Origin of the sequence: Frankia sp. AgB32, assembly GCF_023243045.1 — a bacterium.
GTDB lineage: Bacteria > Actinomycetota > Actinomycetes > Frankiales > Frankiaceae > Frankia.
In genome coordinates this window covers 1-16,337 of the sequence record NZ_JALKFX010000236.1, presented here as the reverse complement: position 1 = coordinate 16,337, position 16,337 = coordinate 1, and the positions used below count along the sequence as shown (strand labels likewise).

The following is a 16,337-nucleotide window of genomic DNA, read 5'->3' as shown; positions in this document are numbered from 1 at the left end:
TCTGACGGCTCTTACACCGCCTTTTCCTTGACGCTCACCACGACAGTCGTCAACTAACGCAGCTCAAGGTGATTTGAGCTCTCCCCCCGCAGGGCGACGCCGGAGGGCCACAATCCTCCATCTCCTGCACAGCATCACATCGAGTAGTCGCGACCTACCGACCGACTCCTCTCCGTGTTCGTGACGCAACAATGCCGCTCGATTAGGTCGGAGGGATGCCTGTCCATCTCGACACGCCAACACCCGATCCCGCATCGATCAACTTTTGAACACGGAATCCCGCTGGTTTCCTCAACGTCGATCGGTGGGTGGCGGAGGGTTCATGTCGGGATGTCGACCGGCGCGCAGATGGAATCCGGGTGTGGTGCGTCTTCGTCAGGTAATGGAATTGCCAGCCGTTGAAGATGATCGGTTGACCGACCGTATCTCGATCGGCGTGCTCGCCAGAATCGTTCCTCGGGATCTCGTCGAGGAGGTACTGGTGGAGACGAAACGACAGGAACGGCGTGTCAGGCTGCTGCCGGCCCGGGTCATGGTGTACTTCACCATGGCGATGTGCCTGTTCTTCGACGATGACTACGAAGAAGTCATGCGTAAACTCGCCGGCGCGTTGACCTGGCTGGGGAACTGGAAGGGTGACTGGAAGGTCCCGACAACCGGGGCGATCTCGCAGGCACGGGTCAGGCTCGGCGCCGCACCCCTGAAACTGTTGTTCGAACGTGTCGCCGTACCGGTCGCGGGACTGGGCAGCAAAGGCGCCTGGCTGCGTTCCCGACGGCTGATGGCGATCGACGGGTTCTTCCTCGATGCCGCGGACACCCCCGAGAACGTGGCCAGGTTCGGACGGTCCACCAACGGGCACAAGGCCAGCGCCCTGCCACAGGTCCACGTCGTCGCGCTCGCCGAATGCGGCACGCACGCGATCGTCGCCGCCGCGGTCGGCCCTCGGGCCAGCGACGAACGCGCCCTCGCCGCCACCCTGCTCGACGCCTGCGAACCCGGGATGCTCCTCACCGCCGACCGCAACTTCTACAGCTACGACCTCTGGCACCAGGCACTCGACACCGGCGCGGACCTGCTCTGGCGAGTCAAATCCGATCTCCGACTACCGGTCATCCGGCCCCTTCCCGACGGCTCCTATCTCGGCCTCATCGTCAACCCGAAAACCAGTGGGAAACGACGAGACCAGCTCATCGCCGACGCCCGTGCCGGCCGCGACCGTCCCGAGGACTCCGCGACAACCGTCCGTGTGATCGAATACACGGCGCCCGACCGCACCGGCTCCGGAACCGGGGAACTGATCTGCCTCATCACCAATACCCTCGACCAGACCGACATACCCGCGGTGGAACTCGCCACGGCCTATCATGAGCGGTGGGAAATCGAAAACATCTTCGATGACGTGAAAACCCACCAGCGAGGTGAGGCCCGCGTCCTACGGTCAAAACTTCCGGACCTCGTGGAACAAGAGATCTGGGCGCTACTCCTCAGCCACTACGCCATCCGAAGCCTCATGTGCGAGGCCGCCGACGAAGCCGACGTCGACCCGGACAGACTTTCCTTCATGCGATCACTACGCGTTGTCCGCCGCCAGGTAACCGACCAGGCGGATTTTTCCCCCTGAGGACCACACACACGCGCTTCGGGAAACCTTCGCGGAGATCACCGAACGACTCAACCCCGTACGCCTCCACCGCACGTACCCACGCACCATCAGACGAGGCCGACACAATGCCTACCGAGTCAAACGCCCAACAGACACCGGCACCAGACATGATCAACCACCGAAGATCGTCCTCGCTCGGACCGCCTAACTAAGCGCCATTGGTCTATAAGCGGAGCTTCCACTGCAGAGGGCGCCGTGTCGGAGGGAAGACCGCATACTACTTGTTTCTCCGCCGTCGGTGCGCCCGTGGGGGCTCAGTCGGTGTCGGTGGATGGGTGAGATGCTCCTGCGCCCACACTTCCAGGGCGTGCAAAGGGCCGGGCGCAGCGCCTCGCCGCGGTCGGTCAGGCGGTATCTGGTCGCCAGCGGCGGGCCGTCGAGGACCTCCCGCTCGACCAGCCCCGCCCACGCCCAGTTCGGCGAGGCGGCCGGAGAGCAGCACTGACTCCGGGGACCAGCCGCGCGATCTCTGAGAAGCGCGCCGGCCCCGACAGCAACGTTCCGGATGATCAGGCCGCTCTACCGCTTGCCCAGCAGGGCGAAGACAGGTATGAGCCCCTGACAGCTCATCCCGTCCGGCGGCATCGCGACCATCCGGCCATGCTAGTGCGCCGGCCCGGCCGGTTCCGCCGTTGCGGCCCAGGTGGGCGGGTGTGCCATTCGGCTCGATTCCCCGGGCCGCGACCGGCATCATCGCGGTCACGATGACCTCACAGCCAGGCTCATGACCGCCGGAGCCGACCCGCGCGGACGTCTCGTCGCCGAACGGGCCGACGCCGGCGCGCGGGGCGACGCCCTGCGGGCCGAGTTCGAACGCGTCCTCGGCTACACCGCCGACCGGGACGCCGACGACGAGCACGACATCGAGGGCGCCTCGATGCCCTTCGATCGGGAGATGCTGCGCGCGACGCTGCGGCGGGCCATCGTGAGCCTCGCCGAGGTCGACGCCGCCCTCGGCCGGCTGGCCGCGGGGACCTACGGGGTCTGCGCGGACTGCGGCCGCCCCGTCGAACCCGGCCGACTGGAGGCTCGGCCCGCGGCCCGCACCTGCGTCAGCTGCGCCCGGCCGCCCGGCTGAGGACTGCGTTCACGGCGAGCTCGACGCCGACGATCGCTTAATGATCATTGCGTCCGACGTCGTCAACAGCGTTGATTATAGAAGTGAGGGTGGAGGACGCTCAGGGTTGGCCCAGGTCAGGGGGCGCCAGGGGGCACGAAGGGCAGGCCGACGGGGGCGCCCCCGTCGATCAGGCGGCGCAGGGCGGTGGTGTCGAGGTGGTCTGCGACGAGATCGCCGAGGGCGTCGAGGCGGCGGCGGCGCACCTCGGCGAAGCTGGTGTGCGCGGGGGTGAACGCGCGTCCGGCGGCGGCGGCGACGCCCGCGAGGTAGGCGCGGCGGAACTCGTCGTTCTCCAGCAGGCCGTGCCAGCTCGTGCCGGCGACGGCGCCGACGCGCACCCCGTCGGCGGCGAACGGCTCTGCGCCCGGGTGCTCGGCGGTGTTCAGCCGGCCGTGGCGGATCTCGTAGCCGCTGAGCCCGCCGCCCGCGGCGTCGCCCGCGCGGTGCCGGCGCAGCAGCTTCGCCGGCTCGAACACCGTGCTGACCGGCAGCAGGCCGAGACCGGCCACCTCGCCCGCGCCGGACTCGACGTCGTCGTGGATGTGCCGACCGAGCATCTGGTAGCCGCCGCAGATGCCGAGCACCGGACGGCCGGCGGCGGCGTGGGCGGCGAGGGCGTCGGCGAGGCCGCGCCGGCGCAGCCAGTCCAGGTCGGCGACGGTCGAGCGGGTGCCGGGCAGCACCACCAGGTCGGCGTCGGCAAGGTCCTCCGAGCGGGTCGCGAGGCGCACCGCGACCCCCGGCTCGGCGCGCAGCGCGTCGAGGTCGGTCACGTTCGACAGCCTCGGCAGCCGCACCACCGCGACCCGCAGCCTCTCCCCTACCGCGGGCACGTCCCCGTCCGGGCCGTCGCCGTCGCCGTCGCCGTCGCCGAAGGAGGCCAGGTCGAGGGAGTCCTCGACGTCCAGCCACAGGCCGGCGCGGAACGGCACGACGCCGTGCACCGGGCGGCCGGTGAGCCGTTCGATCTGGCGCAGGCCCGGTTCGAGCAGGCGCGGGTCACCCCGGAACCGGTTGATCACCCAGCCGGCGACCAGGGCCTGGTCGTCGCGGTCGAGCAGGGCCAGCGTGCCGAACAGGGCGGCGAACACCCCGCCCTTGTCGATGTCGCCGACGACGATCACAGGCAGGTTCGCGGCGCGGGCCAGGCCCATGTTCGCGATGTCGGTGTCGCGCAGGTTGATCTCCGCCGGGGAGCCGGCGCCCTCGCAGATGACCGCGTCGAAACGGCCGCGCAGGTCGTCGAGGCAGTCCGCGACGATGCCCGCCAGGCGCGCCTTGTACGGGCGGTACCCGAGGGCGTCGACCTCGGCGACGGGCCGGCCGAGGACGACGAGCTGGCTGTGCCGGTCCCCGCCCGGCTTGAGCAGCACCGGGTTCATCGCCGCCTCCGGCTCCACCCCGGCCGCGGCGGCCTGCATCGCCTGGGCGCGGCCGATCTCCGCGCCGTCGGCGGTGACGGTCGAGTTCAACGCCATGTTCTGCGCCTTGAACGGGGCGACCCGCACCCCCTCGCGGGCCAGCCAGCGGCAGATACCCGCGGTCAGGACGCTCTTGCCGGCGTCGGACGCCGTCCCGGCGACCAGCAGCCCGCCACCCCTCGACGCCATCGCGATCCTCCCCCAGGCACACCCACGCCACTCACCGCCGCCGGCTCCCGCCGGGTCACCCCGGCGGTGGCTGTCGCCAGCGGGCCCGCAGGGCCGCCCCCGAGGCGGCCGCGAGGACCGTCACGGCAAGACTGACGGTGCCCGCAGCGGCGGACAGCCGGGCGGCGGCGGCCACGTCGGCACCCTCCGGTCGACGACCGAAGCCCAGCTCGGAACGGTGCTCCACCCGGTACGGGTAGCGCAGTTCGCCGCCGAGGCGCAGGCCGAGCGCGCCGGCGAAGGCCGCCTCGACCAGCCCGGCGTTCGGGCTGGGATGGGACCGGCCGTCGCGGCGCAGCACCCACCAGGCGTCGACGGCGCTGCCGCCGACCAGCGGCGCGCAGGCACACGCGGCCAGCGCGCACAGCCGGGCCGGCAGCAGGTTCGCGAGATCGTCGAGGCGTGCCGCCGCCCAGCCGAACCGTTCGTAGCGGGGGCTGTGATGGCCGATCATCGCGTCGAGGGTGTTCACCGCCCGGTAGGCCGCGAGGCCCGGCAGCCCGCCGACGGCGCCCCACCACAGCGGCGCCACCACCGCGTCGCAGGTGTTCTCGGCGATCGACTCGACAGCGCCGCGGGCGATCCCGGTCGCGTCGAGCGTCGCCGGGTCACGGCCGCACAGGGTCGGCAGCCGCTCGCGGGCGGCAGGGAGGTCATCGTCGGCCAGCGCGGCGCCGATCCCCCGCCCGGCGCGGCGCAGCGACGTCCCGCCGAGCACCACCCAGGTCAGCGCCGCCGTCGCCAGCACCGACCGGGCCCGGCTGGGCCGGGTGCGATCCGCGAGCGCGCGGTCGGCGAGGGCGGCGGGAACGGTGACGGCGGCGATCAGCACAGCGGTGTGCGCGGCGCCGGCGGCCCGGCCGTCCCGGTACAGCCGCCGTTCCAGGCCGGCGGCGGCGCGGCCGAACCCGGCGACGGGATGCCAGCGCGGCGGGTCGGCGATCAGCGCGTCGAGGCCGACCCCGAGCACGAGCCCGCCGAGGCGCGCCGCCGTCCGCCCGGCCGGCCGGCGTGCCCGAGGTCCGCGTGGCAGAGGGACCACGGTGGTCCTTCCAGTGCGTGTCGCGTCCGGTTTGTCTATACCGAGGGACCACCGGGCCCTCGATGTGGCCGACCCGGCGGCGAGGTTCGTGGCCAAGACGCTAGACGGCCATCGCGTAGGCGACGACGCCGCGGCGCAGGGCTTCCATCGCGGCGCGGGCGGTGCGGCGCACCCGGGCGTCCTCCGGGGCGACCTTGGTGATCTGGTCGAGCAGGTCGAGCAGCTGGCGCATCCAGCGGACGAAGTCGCCGGCGGTGAGGTCCACGGCGCTGGCCGTCAGCACTCGCTCCAGCGGACGCCCGGCGGCCCAGTCGTGGGCGGCGGGAACGAAACCGAGTTCCGGGCGGCGCACGAAGTCCAACCGGTGGACATGCTCGGTGGCGGCGAGCCGGTCCGCGACGCGGGCCATCTCGTCGAGGCAGTCGTGCAGCACGGCGCCGCCGGGCAGGGCGGTGGCCCCCAGGTCGTCTCCGCGCGGCTCGAAGACCAGCGTGGACACGGCGGCGGCGAGCGCCGGCGGGGTCAGCTCCTCCCACAGGCCGGCGCGCAGGCACTCGGCGACGAGCAGGTCCTGCTCGCAGTAGATGCGAGCCAGCACCCGGCCGGCGTCGGTGACCGTGTCGCCGGCGAGGTAGCCGAGTTCCGCCAGCGCCGCGCGGACCCGGTCGAACGTCCGCGCGACCGTGTTCGTGCGGCCCTCGACCTTGCGCGCGATCGCGGCGGTCTCCCGTTCGAGGCGGCCGACCCGTTCGGCGCTGCGCAGGTGCTCCTCGCGGCGCGGGCAGTCGTGCCCCGGATGGGCGCGCAGCGCGCGGCGCAGCCGGGCGAGCTCCGCGTCGTCGGCGGCGGCCGAGCGGGCCTTCTCCCGCCGGCCGGGCGAGGCGTCCGGATCGACGCCCGCGGCACGCAGCGACGACGCGAGGTCGCGCCGCGACTGCGGGGACCGCGGGTTGAACGACCGCGGCACCCGGACCCGCCCGATCGGTTCGACGGCGACCGGGAAGTCGACCAGCGACAGCCGACGGACCTGCCGATCCGCGGTGAGCACGACCGGGCGCGGCCCGTCGGGGGCGCCCGCGGCGGCCGCGTCCGCGTCGAGCACCACGGCGAGGCCGCTGCGCCGCCCGGCCGGGACCCGCACGATGTCGCCGATGCGCAGCCGGCCGAGCGCGGCCGCCGACTCGGTGCGCCGGCGCGCCGTGCCCTCCCGGGACAGCGCCGTCTCCCGCTCGCGGATGTCACGGCGCAGCTGGTCGTAGGCGAGGGCGTCGCCGCGGTCGCAGGTCAGCGCCGTGCGCAGCTCGTCGGCGGTGTCGGTGTTGCGCCGCACCTGGCGGGCCAGGTCCACCACCGCCCGGTCGGCCTGGAACTGGGCGAACGACGATTCCAGCACGGTGCGGGCGCGGTCGTGCCCGAGCCGACCGACGAGGTTGACGGCCATGTTGTACGACGGGCGGAACGACGAGCGCAGCGGATAGGTGCGGGTGGAGGCAAGCCCGGCCAGGGCCAGCGGGTCCAGCCCCGACTGCCAGAGCACGACCGCGTGCCCCTCCACGTCGATGCCCCGGCGCCCGGCGCGGCCGGTGAGCTGGGTGTACTCACCCGGGGTGATGTCGACGCGGCTCTCGCCGTTGAACTTCGTCAGCCGTTCGAGGACGACCGTGCGGGCCGGCATGTTGATGCCCAGCGCGAGGGTCTCGGTGGCGAACACGACCCGGACCAGGCCTTCGGCGAACAGCTGCTCGACGATCTCCTTGAACGTGGGCAGCATCCCGGCGTGGTGCGCGGCGACGCCCCGTTCCAGCCCCTCCAGCCACGGCCAGAAACCGAGGACGGCGAGGTCCGCGTCGGGGATCCCGGCGGTGCGCGCCCGGACGACGTCGCGCACGCGCCGCTGCTCCGCCGGGCCGATGAGACGCATCCCCGTGCGCACGCAGGCGGTGACCGCCGCGTCGCAGCCGGCCCGGCTGAAGATGAACACGATCGCGGGCAGCAGGCCGTCGCGGTCGAGGCGTTCGACGACCTCCGGGCGGCCCGGCACCCACGTCCGCCGGCGCTGGCCCGGCCCACCGCGGCCACGGCTGCCGGCGAGCCCGGGCAGCGCCCGGCTCTCCTCCCGGGCCAGGCGCACCAGATCCGGGTTCACCACCCGACCGCCCGCGGCGCCGCCGGCGCCCCGGGTGCCGCCGTCGCCCCGCGCCGCCGGCCGACCGTTGCCGTCGGCCCGCTCGCGCCCGTCGCCGTTACGCTCACGTCCCGCCCGGCCCTGACCCGCCCGCCCCTGGCCGACCGTGCGGGTACGGGCGGCGTCCCTGGTGGGCCGTGCCGGCACCGAGGGGAGACGGGCCGAGCCTGGCCCGGTGAGCTCGCGGGCCGAGACCGCCCCGGTGCGCGCCGTCGGCAGGCTCTGGCCGCCGGCGTCGTCGAGGAACAGGTCGTGCAGCGTGCGGTCGGCGAGGACGTGCTGCCACAGCGGCACCGGCCGGTGGTCACTGACGATGACCCGGGTGTGCCCGCGGACGGTGACGAGCCATTCACCGAACTCCTCGGCGTTGCTCACCGTCGCCGACAGCGACACCAGCCGGACGTGCGCCGGCAGGTGGATGATGACCTCTTCCCACACGGCGCCGCGCTGGCGGTCGGCGAGGTAGTGCACCTCGTCCATCACCACGTAGCCGAGGTTGTCCAGGCCGCCGCCGCCGACGGGGCCGGCGTAGAGCATGTTGCGCAGCACCTCGGTTGTCATCACCACGATCGGCGCGGAGCCGTTGCGGGAGGTGTCGCCGGTCAGCAGGCCGACCGCGTCGGCGCCGTAGCGGGCCGCGAGGTCGGTGAACTTCTGGTTCGACAGCGCCTTGATCGGCGTCGTGTAGAAACAGCGGGTTCCCGTGCTCAGGGCGAGGTGGGCCGCGAACTCGCCGACGACGGTCTTGCCCGCTCCCGTGGGCGCCGCGACGAGCACCCCGTCGCCGGCTGCCAACGCCGCCAGCGCCTCATGCTGGAACGGGTCAAGCCCGAAGGGAAGGCTGGCGGCGAACTCCACGAGAGCCTCAGGCGTGGAGGACACACGTGTCACCCTACGGGACGCGCCGACGGGTGTGACCCGGGCGGCCGCCCATGGTTCAGGTGATGTCGCCCGGGTCCACGCCGAGCGACGCCGCACCGGTACCCGCCCCGACCGGCGAGGACGCCGCCGAGGTGCCCGACTGCCCGGCGTCGCCGGCACGGGGCCGGGGGGCCTCGTCGAAATCGAGCGGGGACGTCTCGTCGTCACCCAGGTCGGCGTACGGGGAGGCCTCCGCCCGGCGGGCCCTGCGACGGTCGTTGAGCCAGCCGACGACCAGCGCGACCTCGTAGAGCAGCACCATCGGCAGACCGAGGGCGAGCATCGTGAACGGATCCTGGCTGGGGGTGACGACCGCGGCGAACACGAAGACGAGGAAGATCTCCGGCCGCCGCCAGGAACGCAGCCGCGCCGTGGTCACCACGCCGGCGAGGTTCAGCATGGCCACGAGCAGCGGCACCTCGAAGGACAGCCCGAAGATCAGCAGCATCGCCTGGACGTAGCTGAGGTACCGGTTGCCGTCGAGGACGCTGACCAGGCCGTGCCCGCCGAAGCCGAGCAGCAGGCTCAGCCCGGTGGACAGGGTCAGGTAGGCGAACGTGGCACCGGTGGCGAACAGCGCCACCGAGATCCCGACGAACGTGAGCGACCAGCGCCGCTCGTGCCGGTGCAGGCCGGGCGTGATGAACGACCAGAGCTGGTAGAGCCACACCGGCGACGACACGACCGCCGCCGCGATCATGGCGATCTTCAGCCGGATGGTGAACGCGTCGAGGATGCCGAAGAAGTACAGCGTGCAGTCGGCGGTCGCCTTGCCCTCGGGGGTGAACCGCTTGCTGGCCGGCAGGTCGCAGTAGGGGGCCTTGAGCCAGTCGAAGATGTGCGGCTCGAAGATGAAGCACACGACGGAGGCCACAGCGAACGCCAGCAGCGCGACCGCGATCCGGTTGCGCAGCTCACGCAGATGCTCCGTGAGCGGCATGCGACTGTCTTCGACCGTGCGGGTCCGCCGGTGGTGCACCGAGGCGAGGAGCCTCCGGGGCGTGGGCATCCCTGGCACGTCGGGGTCTCCTGGTCGAGAGGGTGGAAACCGCCGGCTCGGCGTCCGGCGGCAGGCGCCGGGGGACGGTCAGCCGCCCCGCCGACGGGATGCGGTCAGTGCTTGTCGGCGACCGGGGCGGACCCGTTGACGGACGAGGTCACCCCGGGCGCGGGCGCGGCCGCAGCCGGGGCCTCGAGGGGCAGCGGCGCCGGCTGGTCGTCGTCGCGAAGGCCCTTGGTCTCGGCCTTGAAGATGCGCAGCGAACGCCCGAAGGAGCGGGCCGCATCGGGGAGCTTCTTGGACCCGAACAGCACGAGCACGACGAGGGCGATGATGATGATCTCGGTGGTGCCCAGGTTTGGCATGGTCGGCGTCCTCCGATGAGGGTTACCCGCCCCGGTGCGGCGACGGGTGCGATCGATGCTACGTCCGCCAGCCTAGGAGGCGGTAGAAGGCGGGCGGGTATCTCGCAGATGACAGCTACGCAACGAAGCGGGCATACCCCACGAAGGGTAGCCGCTACCGGATGCCAGGGCCATGTCGAACCGCACCAACCCACCAAACGTGGCGGAGCGCGGCCACTCGTTCACCACCAGATGGTGACACTGCCGACGGACTGCGACTGTTCGGCTACTTCTCCTGGCCGGGCGGATTGCACGAGGACCACGCTCAGCCGACGCCGCAGTCAGGACGTGCGTTCCGCCAGCCGCGTCGAGACCTCGGCGTGGTCCAGCCGGGCCGACAGCGCCGCGGTGTCCGCAGCCAGCGCGGACGCCTGGGCGGACAGCTCACCGAGCGCCCGGCGCACGCCGCGCACCTTCTGCCACACCCGCCACGCGCACAGGGCGATCAGCAGCAGCCCGCCGAGGATCAGCACGAGATAGACGAGCGTCCACAACACGTCGATCAGCCTACCGGCTGCCGTCGGGGCCCGCGGCGCCGGCCGGGTCCGGGCCGAGGCCGTAGGCGGCCAGCGCGCGTCGGGCCAGGTCGTTCACCTCGGCCGCGAGCTCCCGCGGCTCGACGACCCGCGCGTCCGCGCCGAGGCCGAGGACAAGCCGGTGCAGCCACGAGGTCTCCCCCGCGTACAGGGTGACCCGCAGCCGCCGGCCGGGCAGCTCCCGCGTCTCGGCCACCGGGTAGTAGTCGGCGACCCAGCGGGCCGCCGAGGCCAGCTCCAGTACGACCCGGATGTCGCCGGGCCCGGGCCGGTAGATGCCGTCGCTGGTGTCGCGGGAGACCGCGTGCGGCGGCGGGTCGGCCGCGGCGTCGAGCAGGCACACGCCGTCCGGGCCGTCGATGCGGTCCAGCCGGAACAGGCGCACCGCCTCCGCCTGGTGACACCAGCCCTCCAGGTACCACCGGCCGTCCCGGAGCAGCACCCGCATCGGGTCGACGTCACGCTCGGTCAGCTCGTCACGGGACCAGACGAGGTAGCGCAGATGGATCCGGCGCCGTTCGCGCAGCGCCCGCTGCACCGCGGCGAGCACCTCGTCGTGGGCGTCGAGGCTGACCCGCACCTGCCCGGCGGCGCTGCCACCCGCGCCCACCGCCTTCTCCAGCTTCTCCAGCGCCCGGTCGAGCTCGTCGCGGCTGGCCAGGCCCGGCACGTCGGCGAGCGCCCGGGCGGCGACGACGAGCGCGGTGGCCTCGTCCACGGACAGTCGCAGCGGCCGGTCGAGGGTCTGCGGGTCGGCGACGGTGATCTGGTCGCCCGAGTAGCTCAGGTCGATGAGGTCACCGGGCGCGCCGCCGGGCAGCCCGCAGACGAACAGCAGATCCAGGTCGTCGCGCAGCTGCCGGGAGGTGACGCCGAACGCGTCGGCCGCCGCCGACATCGACACGCCGGGATGCGCGCGCAGCCACGGGACGAGGGCGAGCAGCCGGCTGAGCCGGTCGGTCGCGGCGCTCACGCTCATCGCCTGCCGACGGCGGGCGCCACAGCGTCCGGCGGCACAGCGTCCGGCGGCGCCTGCGCGGGCGCGGCGGCACTGCCGGCGGCGGCGGCGCGCAGCCGGGCGACGACCGCGTCCCGCAGCTCCGGCGGGTCCACGACCAGCACGTCCGGTCCGGAGCCGACGATCCAGCGGGCGAACCGCTCGGTGTCGGAGAACTCGCGCTCCAGCAGGTCCATGTCCGCCGGCACCGCCGGGTGGGGCCGCGCCGGCGGCACGCAGCCGCGGGCGGCGGGCCGGGCGCCGCGGCGCAGCGCATGCCCGGTGCCGCGGCGGACCGCCAGCGTCGCGGTGCGCTCGCGGTCCGCGGGGGCCTGCGCGGAGACCATCGTGGACAGGTTGATGTCGGGCGGGACCCGGACCGCGCCCGCGGGCCCGACCAGCCGCACCGCCCCGGCGACCCGGGACAGCCGGAACACCCGCGGCGCGGCGCGCACGAGGTCGTGCCCGGCCAGGTACCAACGTCCCCGCCAGGACAGCACGCCCCACGGCTCGACGTGGCGGTCGGTGGCGTCGGCCTCGCCGACCTTGCGGTACGGGAAGCGGATCGCCCGGCCGGTCTGCACCGCGGCGAGGCACGGCTCGAACGCGGGTTCGGCGGCCTCCACCCGCGGCTCGAAGCCGTCGAGGGCGCCGAGGCCGCCGCCGACCGCGGCACCGCCCGCGGCCAGCTTGCGCAGGGCGCTGGCGGCGGGGCCGGCCAGCGCCGTCGTCGACCACAGGGAGCCGGCGAGCGCGAGCGCCGCCGCCTCGCCCGGTTCCAGTTCGATGTCGGGCAGGGCGTAGTCACCGCGCCGGATGCGGTAGCCGGTCTCGTCGGCGAAGGCCGCGTCGGTGCCGGTCTCCAGCGGGATGCCGATCTCGCGCAGGTATGCCTTGTCCCGCTCGAACATCCGGCGGAAGGCGTCCTGCTCCTCCGCGGTGGCCCCCGGCTCGTAGCCCTCGACGAGATCGCCGAGTTGGGAGACGGTGAGAAACCGCGATGTCGCCATCAGGCACATCGTCAGGTTGAGCAGGCGTTCCACCCGGCGCCGGGACACACTCACACAGGCTAGCCGCCCGGCGGCCGGGCGCGGACATCGCCCCCGGCGGCGCTCGTCCCGGCCGGTCGGCTACTGCTCGCCGGTCGTCCCGCCGGCACCCGGGGTGGCACTCTCGCTGTCGGCGGCGCCGACGGCGATGAGGTCCACGACGAACACCAGGGTGTCGTCGGCGAGGATCGTCGGCGGCTGCCCGCCGGAGGGCCCGTAGCCGAGGGCGGGCGGGATGACGATCTGGCGGCGGCCGCCGGCCTTCATCCCGGAGATGCCCCGGCCGAACCCGGGGATCGTCTGGGCGAGCGGGAAGGTGACGGGCTGCCCGTCGCCGCCCGTCCAGGTCGAGTCGAACTCCTTGCCGTTGCGCCACAGCACGCCGGAGTAGCGGATGCTCACCGTGCTCGCCGCGCTGGCCTGCGTGCCGTGCCCGGTGACGAGGTCGCGGGTGACCAGGCCGGTCGGCGCGGTGCCGTGACCGGCGCTGGACACCGGGGCCTTGCTGAGATCGGTGGCGTTGCGCACGTCGGGCAGGGCGGTGCCGGCGGCGGTCACCACCGCCGCCGGGGCGGCGGCGGTGCCGTCCGGCGCGGTCGAGGCGCCGCAGCCGGCGAGCGCGGCGGCGAGCAGCACCGCGGGCAGCAGCCCGCAGGCGGTGCGGGTCGCGGCGCGGGCGGTCAGGGCGGCGGGCAGGCGCCGCGAGACGGACGTCACGGGGGCGGGTTCCTCACATGCTGGCGATGAGCTTGTCGACGCGGTCGTCAACGGACCGGAACGGATCCTTGCACAGCACCGTACGCTGAGCCTGATCATTGAGCTTGAGGTGGACCCAGTCGACGGTGAAGTCGCGCCGCTTCTCCTGGGCCCGCTTGATGAACTCCCCGCGCAGCCGCGCCCTGGTCGTCTGCGGCGGGCGGGACTTCGCCTCGAAGACGTCCAGGTCCCGGGTGACCCGTTCCACCAGCCCGGCCCGCTCCATCCGGTAGTACAGCCCGCGGTCGCGGTGGATGTCGTGGTACTTCAGGTCGAGCTCGGCGATGCGCGGCGAGGCCAGCGAGAGCCCGTGGCGGTGCCGGAAACGCTCGATGAGCACGTACTTCGTCACCCAGTCGATCTCCCGGGCGACGAGCTCCAGGTCGTCGGTCTCGATCGCGAGCAGCGTGCGGCCCCACAGGTCGAGGACCCGCTTGGCGACGGCGTCGCCGCCGCGACGCTCGACGAACTCGACGGCCTTGGCGTAGTACTCGCGCTGGATGTCCAGCGCGCTGACCTCCCGGCCGTTCGCCAGCTTGATCTTGCGCTGGCAGGTCATGTCGTGGCTGACCTCGCGGATCGCCCGGATCGGGTTCTCCAGCGTCATGTCGCGCAGCATCACCCCGGCCTCGATCATGCGCAGCACGAGGTCGGTCGAGCCGAGCTTGAGCAGCATCGTCGTCTCGCTCATGTTCGAGTCGCCGACGATGACGTGCAGGCGGCGGAAGCGCTCGGCGTCCGCGTGCGGCTCGTCCCGGGTGTTGATGATCGGCCGCGAGCGGGTCGTCGCCGAGGACACCGACTCCCAGATGTGCTCGGCGCGCTGGGAGATGCAGTAGACCGCGCCGCGCGGGGTCTGCAGCACCTTGCCGGCGCCGCAGAGGATCTGCCGGCTGACGAGGAACGGCACGAGCACGTCGGCGAGCTTGGAGAACTCGCCGTGCCGGCCGACGAGATAGTTCTCGTGGCAGCCGTAGCTGTTACCGGCCGAGTCGGTGTTGTTCTTGAACAGATGGATGTCGCCGGCGATGCCCTCCTCCCGCAGCCGCCGCTCGGCCTCGACGAGCAGGCCCTCCAGGATCCGTTCGCCGGCCTTGTCGTGGGTGACGAGATCCGGCACGGAGTCGCATTCCGGAGTCGCGTACTCGGGATGACTCCCGACGTCGAGGTAGAGGCGGGCGCCGTTCTTGAGGAACACGTTGGAGCTGCGTCCCCAGGACACGACACGACGGAACAGGTACCGCGCCACCTCGTCCGGGGACAGCCTTCGCTGCCCCCGGAACACACAGGTGACGCCGTACTCGTTCTCCAGACCGAAGATGCGGCGATCCACGTCTGTGACCCTATGCTCGGATGACGTCCCGGCGGGGCCAGACGCTCGGGCTCGGCGTCACGGACCCTGCGAACCGCCCGCTGCGGGCCCCGGCGCGCCGCCCGGGCGGACGTCCGCGGGACGGCTCGGCGGCACCCGCACCCCGCTGTCCGCGGACGGTGGCTCGGTGGGCACGGTGCGCTCCAGCGTCCACGGGTCGCCCGGGGCGGGCCGATCCGTCGACGTCACGGGTCGGCGGGTGGCCGGCGCGGGATCCGCCGTCGCCTGCCCCGCCCGGTGGTCGGCCCCGCGGATCGCCTCGGCGCGCTGCGCCGCCGCCCGGTCCGCCGCCACCCGGTCCGCCGCCACCCGGTCCGCCTCGGTCCGCACGGCGAGGCCCGCCGGCAGCCACGGCTGGTCCACCGTCGCGTCCACGGCGCGGGACCGGGCCGGCGCCGGTGCGCCGGGCCACGACGACGCGGCGCGCGCGGCGCCGCGCTCCCCCACGAACGCCAGCCACAGTCCGACGACCAGCCAGGCGGCCAGCACGGCGACCGGCTGGCCGCCGGCCGCGCCGTCGAAGTAGCTGGTCGAGCGCAGCAGGGTCGCGCCCGCCCCCGGCGGGGCGAACTGACCGATGTCCCCCCAGGGCCGCGGCAGCATCTCCGGCGCCGACGACGCCGCCGACAGCGCGCCGCCGACGACGATCACCAGCACCGCGCCGACGAGGCCGCGCACGCCCGCGACCGCGCCGGCGCCGACGACCGGCGCCGAGACCGCCAGGGCCAGCAGGGTCACCACCGCCATCGTGGTGAGGAACGAGCCCGGCAGCACGTGCAGCGCGCCGCGCAGGGCCACCGCGCCGGCGAAGCCGGCGAGCACCGCCAGCGCCGCGATCCCGGCCAGCCGGATCGCGCGGGAGCGGACCAGGCGGGTCAGCAGCACCCCCGCGGCGGCGAGGACGAGCACCATCGGCAGGTATCCGGCGGCCAGCCCGCCGCCGCCCTGGTCGCGCGGGGCGTTGGGGACGACGTCGACGACCGGGATCACCAGGCCGGGCATGAACACGCGGATGCCACGGGTGATCGCCTCGGTCACCGCGGGACTCGCCGCGGACGCCACCCGCAGGGTCAGCCCGGCATCGCCGATGACGATCGCCGCGTAGGCGTCCCGGTCGCGCAGCGCGCGATCCGCGGCGGCGACGGTGCCGACGGTGTGCACCGACAGCGCGCCGGGCTCCACCCGGCTGATCTGGTCGGCCAGCGCGGTCGCGGCCGGTTCCGGTCCGACGGTGAGGATGGGCAGGTCGCGCGGGCGAAGGCTGGTGGCAGAGGTGCCGTAGAGCCAGACCAGCAGGCCCATCAGCACCGCCATGCCGAGAGTGATCGCACCGGCCCGGCGCACCGCGCGCAGACCGAGCGGATCGCGGACCGGCCCGCCCGCCCGCGCACCGGCACCGGTCGGCTCACCCGCCGGGTAGCCCGATCCGGCCAGCGCACGCTCCGATCCGGCCAGCGCACGCTCCGATCCGGATCCGACCGCCCCGGTGGGACGGGCCCACCCCGACGCCGCCGTCTCGGGCCTGGCACCTTCGGGTGCGTCGGGCCGCGTCATGGCCGGCTCGACGCCGGCGGGGCGCACCGCGCCGGCGGCGTCGTCGCCGCCTGGCGCGACCGCGGCGGCGGAGCCCAGGCCCGGGC

Annotated in this window: 14 protein-coding genes; 3 read left to right on the top strand and 11 right to left on the bottom strand. The window is 73.7% G+C overall.

The window, feature by feature from the left end:
* Positions 1 to 382: 382 nt before the first annotated feature.
* The 3 genes from MXD60_RS26615 (at position 383) to MXD60_RS26605 (ending at position 2,744) form a co-directional block, all read left to right on the top strand.
* Positions 383 to 1,624 carry an IS4 family transposase gene (locus MXD60_RS26615; RefSeq protein ID WP_248822439.1) on the top strand — a complete coding sequence of 414 codons (1,242 nt, stop codon included), beginning with the start codon at positions 383 to 385 and terminating at the stop codon, positions 1,622 to 1,624.
* A 322-nt stretch (positions 1,625 to 1,946) separates the two neighbouring features.
* Positions 1,947 to 2,111: a hypothetical protein gene (locus tag MXD60_RS26610; protein WP_248822436.1), complete on the top strand. Its 165-nt coding sequence runs from the start codon at positions 1,947 to 1,949 to the stop codon at positions 2,109 to 2,111.
* A gap of 279 nt (positions 2,112 to 2,390) precedes the next feature.
* Positions 2,391 to 2,744 carry a TraR/DksA family transcriptional regulator gene (locus MXD60_RS26605; protein WP_248822435.1) on the top strand — a complete coding sequence of 118 codons (354 nt, stop codon included), beginning with the start codon at positions 2,391 to 2,393 and terminating at the stop codon, positions 2,742 to 2,744.
* Between the two features lie 116 nt (positions 2,745 to 2,860).
* Here the strand turns inward: MXD60_RS26605 and MXD60_RS26600 are convergent, their stop codons facing one another.
* The 11 genes from MXD60_RS26600 to MXD60_RS26550 all read right to left on the bottom strand — a co-directional run.
* Positions 2,861 to 4,396, bottom strand: coding sequence for a cobyric acid synthase (locus tag MXD60_RS26600; RefSeq protein ID WP_248822434.1), 1,536 nt, complete (start codon positions 4,394 to 4,396; stop codon positions 2,861 to 2,863).
* A gap of 55 nt (positions 4,397 to 4,451) precedes the next feature.
* Positions 4,452 to 5,468: a cobalamin biosynthesis protein gene (locus tag MXD60_RS26595; RefSeq protein ID WP_248822438.1), complete on the bottom strand. Its 1,017-nt coding sequence runs from the start codon at positions 5,466 to 5,468 to the stop codon at positions 4,452 to 4,454.
* A gap of 109 nt (positions 5,469 to 5,577) precedes the next feature.
* Positions 5,578 to 8,544, bottom strand: a complete 2,967-nt coding sequence (locus MXD60_RS26590; RefSeq protein WP_248822433.1) for a DEAD/DEAH box helicase — start codon at positions 8,542 to 8,544, stop codon at positions 5,578 to 5,580.
* A gap of 55 nt (positions 8,545 to 8,599) precedes the next feature.
* Complete coding sequence (gene tatC / locus MXD60_RS26585) at positions 8,600 to 9,601, bottom strand: twin-arginine translocase subunit TatC (RefSeq protein ID WP_248822432.1); 1,002 nt, start codon at positions 9,599 to 9,601, stop codon at positions 8,600 to 8,602.
* Positions 9,602 to 9,696: 95 nt separating this feature from the next.
* The gene (gene tatA, locus MXD60_RS26580; RefSeq protein WP_248822431.1) at positions 9,697 to 9,948 is read right to left on the bottom strand and encodes a Sec-independent protein translocase subunit TatA; all 252 of its coding nucleotides are present in this window, start codon (positions 9,946 to 9,948) and stop codon (positions 9,697 to 9,699) included.
* A 320-nt stretch (positions 9,949 to 10,268) separates the two neighbouring features.
* The gene (locus tag MXD60_RS26575; RefSeq protein ID WP_248822430.1) at positions 10,269 to 10,484 is read right to left on the bottom strand and encodes a hypothetical protein; all 216 of its coding nucleotides are present in this window, start codon (positions 10,482 to 10,484) and stop codon (positions 10,269 to 10,271) included.
* A 10-nt stretch (positions 10,485 to 10,494) separates the two neighbouring features.
* The gene (locus tag MXD60_RS26570) at positions 10,495 to 11,496 is read right to left on the bottom strand and encodes a helix-turn-helix transcriptional regulator (RefSeq protein ID WP_248822429.1); all 1,002 of its coding nucleotides are present in this window, start codon (positions 11,494 to 11,496) and stop codon (positions 10,495 to 10,497) included.
* 2 nt (positions 11,497 to 11,498) lie between these two features.
* A complete protein-coding gene (locus MXD60_RS26565) occupies positions 11,499 to 12,530 on the bottom strand; it encodes a helix-turn-helix transcriptional regulator (protein WP_248822428.1) in 1,032 nt (343 codons plus the stop codon).
* Positions 12,531 to 12,650: 120 nt separating this feature from the next.
* Positions 12,651 to 13,286: an FKBP-type peptidyl-prolyl cis-trans isomerase gene (locus MXD60_RS26560; RefSeq protein WP_518468747.1), complete on the bottom strand. Its 636-nt coding sequence runs from the start codon at positions 13,284 to 13,286 to the stop codon at positions 12,651 to 12,653.
* Positions 13,287 to 13,299: 13 nt separating this feature from the next.
* Positions 13,300 to 14,658, bottom strand: coding sequence for a Pup--protein ligase (gene pafA / locus MXD60_RS26555; RefSeq protein WP_248822427.1), 1,359 nt, complete (start codon positions 14,656 to 14,658; stop codon positions 13,300 to 13,302).
* Positions 14,659 to 14,715: 57 nt separating this feature from the next.
* On the bottom strand, positions 14,716 to 16,337 hold a 1,622-nt coding region (locus tag MXD60_RS26550), incomplete at its 5' end, for a hypothetical protein (protein ID WP_248822426.1).

Excerpts from the sequence above, each read along its gene's own strand:
- MXD60_RS26615 (WP_248822439.1), top strand. The coding sequence starts at position 383 with ATGGAATTGCCAGCCGTTGAAGATGATCGGTTGACCGACCGTATCTCG.
- MXD60_RS26610 (WP_248822436.1), top strand. The coding sequence starts at position 1,947 with ATGCTCCTGCGCCCACACTTCCAGGGCGTGCAAAGGGCCGGGCGCAGC.
- MXD60_RS26605 (WP_248822435.1), top strand. The coding sequence starts at position 2,391 with ATGACCGCCGGAGCCGACCCGCGCGGACGTCTCGTCGCCGAACGGGCC.
- MXD60_RS26600 (WP_248822434.1), bottom strand. The coding sequence starts at position 4,396 with ATGGCGTCGAGGGGTGGCGGGCTGCTGGTCGCCGGGACGGCGTCCGAC.
- tatA (WP_248822431.1), bottom strand. The coding sequence starts at position 9,948 with ATGCCAAACCTGGGCACCACCGAGATCATCATCATCGCCCTCGTCGTG.
- MXD60_RS26565 (WP_248822428.1), bottom strand. The coding sequence starts at position 12,530 with ATGGCGACATCGCGGTTTCTCACCGTCTCCCAACTCGGCGATCTCGTC.